Below are 4,279 nucleotides of genomic sequence, written 5' to 3'. Positions count from 1 at the left end.
CGCGTGGCCTGGCGCGGGGCCGGACGGCGCCGGACCAGACGGGACCGGACCGTACGGGGGCGGACCCGACGGGGCTGCCGGGGCCGGGCCAGTCAAGACCGGACCAGGCGGGGCTGCCGGCGTCGCGGGTCCCGTCGGCGGCGTCGGATCGGGCGGGACGGCCTGCGCGGCGACCACCGTCAGGGCGTGGTCCGCGCGGGCGGCGAGGGCGGGGTCGCCGAAGGGGACGGCCGCGGGGAAGGGGCCGGTGGTGGCCGCCCCGTAGACCGGCAGCGGCGGTATCGACGGCGCCGGCTGCATGGGCGCGGGCAGGGTGAACCACACCACCTTGCCCGCCTCACCGTGCGGCCTGGCCCCCCAGCTCTCGCTGAACGCCTCGATCAGGGCGAGCCCGCGACCCGAAGTGGCCAGCGCCTCCGAGGCGTTCACCACCGGCAGGCGCGGGTCGTGGTCGTGCACCGAGACCGTCAGCCGGCCGAGCAGCAGCTCCATCTCGACGGTGCACACCTTGTCCGGCCTGGCGTGCTGGTGCACGTTGGTCAGCAGCTCGGTGACGCCGAGCGCCGCCTTCTCGATGAGGCAATCGAGGTTCCAGTAACGCAACTGCGCAGAAACGATTCTGCGGACCTGTCCGATCCGCGACGGCAGGGCTTGGAGCTCTACCGTGCACTGCCTGCTTGCCTGGCTGATCACGGCTGCGACTCCCCGAAATGAGGTCCGGAAGAGGACGGAGAAGACGGAGATCGGGTCCAGAGGTTGGCTGGCTGTACGGCCACGGCGGGTCAACGCCACAGAGTGACCGTAGGCGTACCCTGAGTAGTGATGTCCATCCAGCGTGACCCAGCGGACCGCGTGGCGCAAGTCGCGGACCGTCAGTCCCGCCGGACGCTCCCGTCACCGGTGGCGGCGCGGGCGGGTCGGTGTCAGCCGGTGCTGCCGCCGCCCCGGCGGACGGCCTCCCACAGCCGGCCGGTCAGCGCCCGGGCGGCCGCCCCGCTCCCGTCCGGGTCGCGCTGGCCGAGCGTGAGGCGGTAGCGGGTGCCGTTGAGTGTGGCGACGGTGGCGTCCCCGCGTGACGAGAACCAGGGCCTCGCCGTCCGCACCGCCCGGACCGGCGCACTGTCGATGACCCGTCCGTAGCTGGTCAGCAGCGCCAGCTTGCCGTCCTTGACCAGCACCTCGCCGGCCCGGGTCAGCGACCGCGGCCAGCGTTCGATCCGTACGCCTGTCGCGCTGAAGTCAGCCTCGGCCATGCGTACCCAACCCCCTTCGTCCTGGTGGTGGCGGTCAGTCTGCCCAAGGAGCGGCTCCCGCACCAGGGTCGGGGGGCGGATGCCTCCGCGCGCCCCCCGGTGACCCCGTGCGACCCGTCTCCGCCCCTTCGGCCCCTCGCCCTCCCTCGGAGGGTCCGTCCGCCGGGCCGCCGAACGGCCCTCACCGTGTCCTTTCCACAAGTGTCCCCTATGGAAGCTCCAAGTCATCGTTTGCGCAGGTACGGGAGGTATGTTCGGGGCCGCGGCGGCGGACGGCACGGGATCCGGCGCCGGGAGACGACAGCACGAGGAGTGGCGCGTGAGCACCGTTGGACAGTCCGATGCGCCCGGGGAGCGCGCCACCGGGACGAACGGGACGAGCGGGACGGCGGGCGCGCCGATGGCGACCGTGGACGTGGACCGCAGCGACCCGGCCTACCGGGCCTGGCTGAAGGAAGCCGTGCGCAAGGTGCAGGCGGACGCCAACCGGTCCGCCGACACCCACCTGCTGCGCTTCCCGCTGCCCGAGGAGTGGGGCATCGACCTCTATCTGAAGGACGAGTCGACGCACCCCACCGGAAGCCTCAAGCACCGGCTGGCCCGCTCGCTCTTCCTGTACGGCCTGTGCAACGGCTGGATCCGGCCCGGCCGGCCGGTCATCGAGGCGTCCAGCGGCTCGACGGCCGTCTCCGAGGCGTACTTCGCGAGCCTGGTCGGCGTCCCGTTCGTGGCCGTGATGCCCCGGACGACCAGTCAGGAGAAGGTCCGGCTGATCGAGTTCCAGGGCGGCCGCTGCCACTTCGTGGACGACCCGCGCAGGATGTACGAGGAGGCCGCCGCGCTCGCCCGGACGACCGGGGGCCACTACCTGGACCAGTTCACCTACGCCGAGCGGGCCACCGACTGGCGCGGCAACAACAACATCGCCGAGTCGATCTACCAGCAGTTGCGGTTGGAGCGCTATCCCGAGCCGGCCTGGATCGTCGCCACCGCGGGCACCGGCGGCACCTCGGCGACGATCGCGCGCTATGTGCACTACATGCAGTTCGACACCCGGGTCTGCGTGCCCGACCCGGAGAACTCCTGCTTCTTCGAGGGCTGGACGACCGGCGACCCGGGCGCGTCCAGCGACTGCGGCTCGCGGATCGAGGGCATCGGCCGCCCCCGGATGGAGCCCAGCTTCGTGCCCGGCGCCGTGGACCGGATGATGAAGGTGCCGGACGCGGCGAGCATGGCCGCGATCCGCGTCCTGGACGACGCCATCGGGCGCAAGGCCGGCGGCTCGACCGGCACGGGGCTGTGGAGCGCGCTGAAGATCGTCGCCGAGATGGTGGCGGCGGGGGAGACCGGCAGCGTCGTCACCCTGATCTGCGACCCGGGCGACCGCTACCTGGACCGGTACTACGCGGACGACTGGCTGGCCGGGCAGGGCCTGGACGTCGCGCCCTACCGGGCGACCCTCGACACCTTCCTGGCCGGCGGCGGCTGGACGCACTGAGCGGCGGGTCCGTGCGCGCCCCCCGGGGCGGTCAGCGCGTGTCCCGCCCCGGGCGGTGCGCCAGCAGGCCGTCCAGGGCGCGGCCGAAGACGAACCGGCCGGCGCCGCCGAGCACCGGGCCGGCCGCCCGGGGCACTCCCCGTACGCCGATCTCCTCGGTCCAGACCACCAGGGTGCCGCCGCCCGGCTCGGCGCGGACCTCGAACTCCGCCCAGCCGGTCACCACCCGGCCGTGCTTGCGGAGGCGGCACACGCCGGCGGCGTCCGGGCCCTCGCCGGGCGGCTTCCAGCGCACGACCTCCATCGGGTCGTCGAAGGCCAGCGGTCCCACGCCGGTACGGGCGGTGAAGCGGGTGCCGGGTCCGGACGGGTCCGGGGTCAGCACCCGGGTGCGGGTCAGCGGCACCTGCGCCCCGTGCGCGGGCCAGTCGGTGAGCCGCCGCCAGACCTCGGCGGGCGGCAGCGGCGTCCTGCGGGTGACACGGAAGAGGCTCACCCGGCGATCGTAGGCGGACCGCACCCCGCGACGCGCAGGCCCGCCGGCCGCGGCGACCGACCGGCCGCGGCGACCGGCCACCGCGATCCTCGGCGTCAGGCCGCCTCCGGGCCGCCCGCCACCACCAGGCCGGGAAGGTGTTCGGCCATCCGCGCACGGGCCGCGTCCGGCAGCCCGGAGTCCGTCACCAGGGTGTCCACCTCGTCCAGCCGCGCGAACGAACTCAAGCCCACCGTGCCCCACTTGGTGTGGTCGGCGACCACCACCACCCGGCGCGCCGAGGCCACCAGCCGGCGGTTGGTCTCCGCCTCGGCCAGATTCGGCGTGGACAGGCCCGCCTCCACCGAGACGCCGTGCACGCCGAGGAACAGCACGTCGAAGTGGAGCGAGCGGATCGCCTGGTCGGCGACCGGGCCGACCAGCGAGTCCGACGGGGTGCGCACCCCGCCCGTCAGCACCACCGTCGCCGCGCCGGCCGCCACCGCGCCCGCGCCGCCGTGCTGGGCGGCGTGGAACACGTCCGCCACCCGCACCGAGTTGGTCACCACCGTCAGGTCGGGCACGTCCAGCAGCTTGTGCGCCAGCGCGTACGTCGTCGTCCCGCCGGACAGGGCGATCGCGCTGCCCGGCACGGCCATCTCGGCCGCCACCCGGGCGATGTCCTCCTTGGCGTCCCGCTCCAGCGAGGACTTGGCCTCGAACCCGGGCTCGTGGCTGCTCGCCTCGGCCGCCGGCACCGCGCCGCCGTGCACCTTCTCCACCACGCCCTGCCGCGCCAGCGCGTCCAGGTCCCGGCGGACCGTCATGTCCGAGACGCCGAGCCGCCGGGTCAGCTCGTTGACCCGCACCCCGCCGCGCCGCCGCACCTCCTCCAGGATCAGCGCGCGCCGCTGCTCCGCCAGGAGGTTCTGGTTGTCACTCACGCCGTCATCCTGCCATGCGGCTCACCCGCGGCTCCGGGGGGAATAACGGGTAGGACCCGTGCGGGGCGCGCTGATCCTGGAGGAGGTGCGGCGGCGCGGCGGGGTGCGG

The 4,279-nt window shown here is 74.3% G+C and carries 4 protein-coding genes and 1 pseudogene; 1 reads left to right on the top strand and 4 read right to left on the bottom strand.

The window, feature by feature from the left end; all coding sequences use genetic code 11:
• Window positions 1–180 precede the first annotated feature (180 nt).
• Both C6N75_RS27995 and C6N75_RS27990 read right to left on the bottom strand, forming a co-directional pair.
• Window positions 181–693, bottom strand: a pseudogene (locus C6N75_RS27995) (ATP-binding protein); the annotation flags it as partial.
• A gap of 230 nt (window positions 694–923) precedes the next feature.
• Window positions 924–1,253 (bottom strand): hypothetical protein, encoded by a 330-nt coding sequence (locus C6N75_RS27990; protein ID WP_105871652.1) that lies wholly within the window; start codon window positions 1,251–1,253, stop codon window positions 924–926.
• A 400-nt stretch (window positions 1,254–1,653) separates the two neighbouring features.
• Between C6N75_RS27990 and C6N75_RS27985 the strand changes: the two genes are divergently transcribed.
• Window positions 1,654–2,751 (top strand): PLP-dependent cysteine synthase family protein, encoded by a 1,098-nt coding sequence (locus tag C6N75_RS27985; protein ID WP_105871651.1) that lies wholly within the window; start codon window positions 1,654–1,656, stop codon window positions 2,749–2,751.
• 31 nt (window positions 2,752–2,782) lie between these two features.
• On the opposite strand, the gene C6N75_RS27980 is transcribed toward C6N75_RS27985, so the two are convergent.
• Both C6N75_RS27980 and C6N75_RS27975 read right to left on the bottom strand, forming a co-directional pair.
• Window positions 2,783–3,247 (bottom strand): SRPBCC family protein, encoded by a 465-nt coding sequence (locus tag C6N75_RS27980; RefSeq protein WP_105871650.1) that lies wholly within the window; start codon window positions 3,245–3,247, stop codon window positions 2,783–2,785.
• 95 nt (window positions 3,248–3,342) lie between these two features.
• A complete protein-coding gene (locus C6N75_RS27975) occupies window positions 3,343–4,170 on the bottom strand; it encodes a DeoR/GlpR family DNA-binding transcription regulator (protein WP_105871649.1) in 828 nt (275 codons plus the stop codon).
• Window positions 4,171–4,279: the final 109 nt, after the last annotated feature.

Origin of the sequence: Streptomyces solincola (assembly GCF_002982015.1) — a bacterium.
GTDB lineage: Bacteria > Actinomycetota > Actinomycetes > Streptomycetales > Streptomycetaceae > Streptomyces > Streptomyces solincola.
Note: the sequence above shows the minus strand (reverse complement) of the source record. Positions and strands in the feature narration are given on the sequence as shown.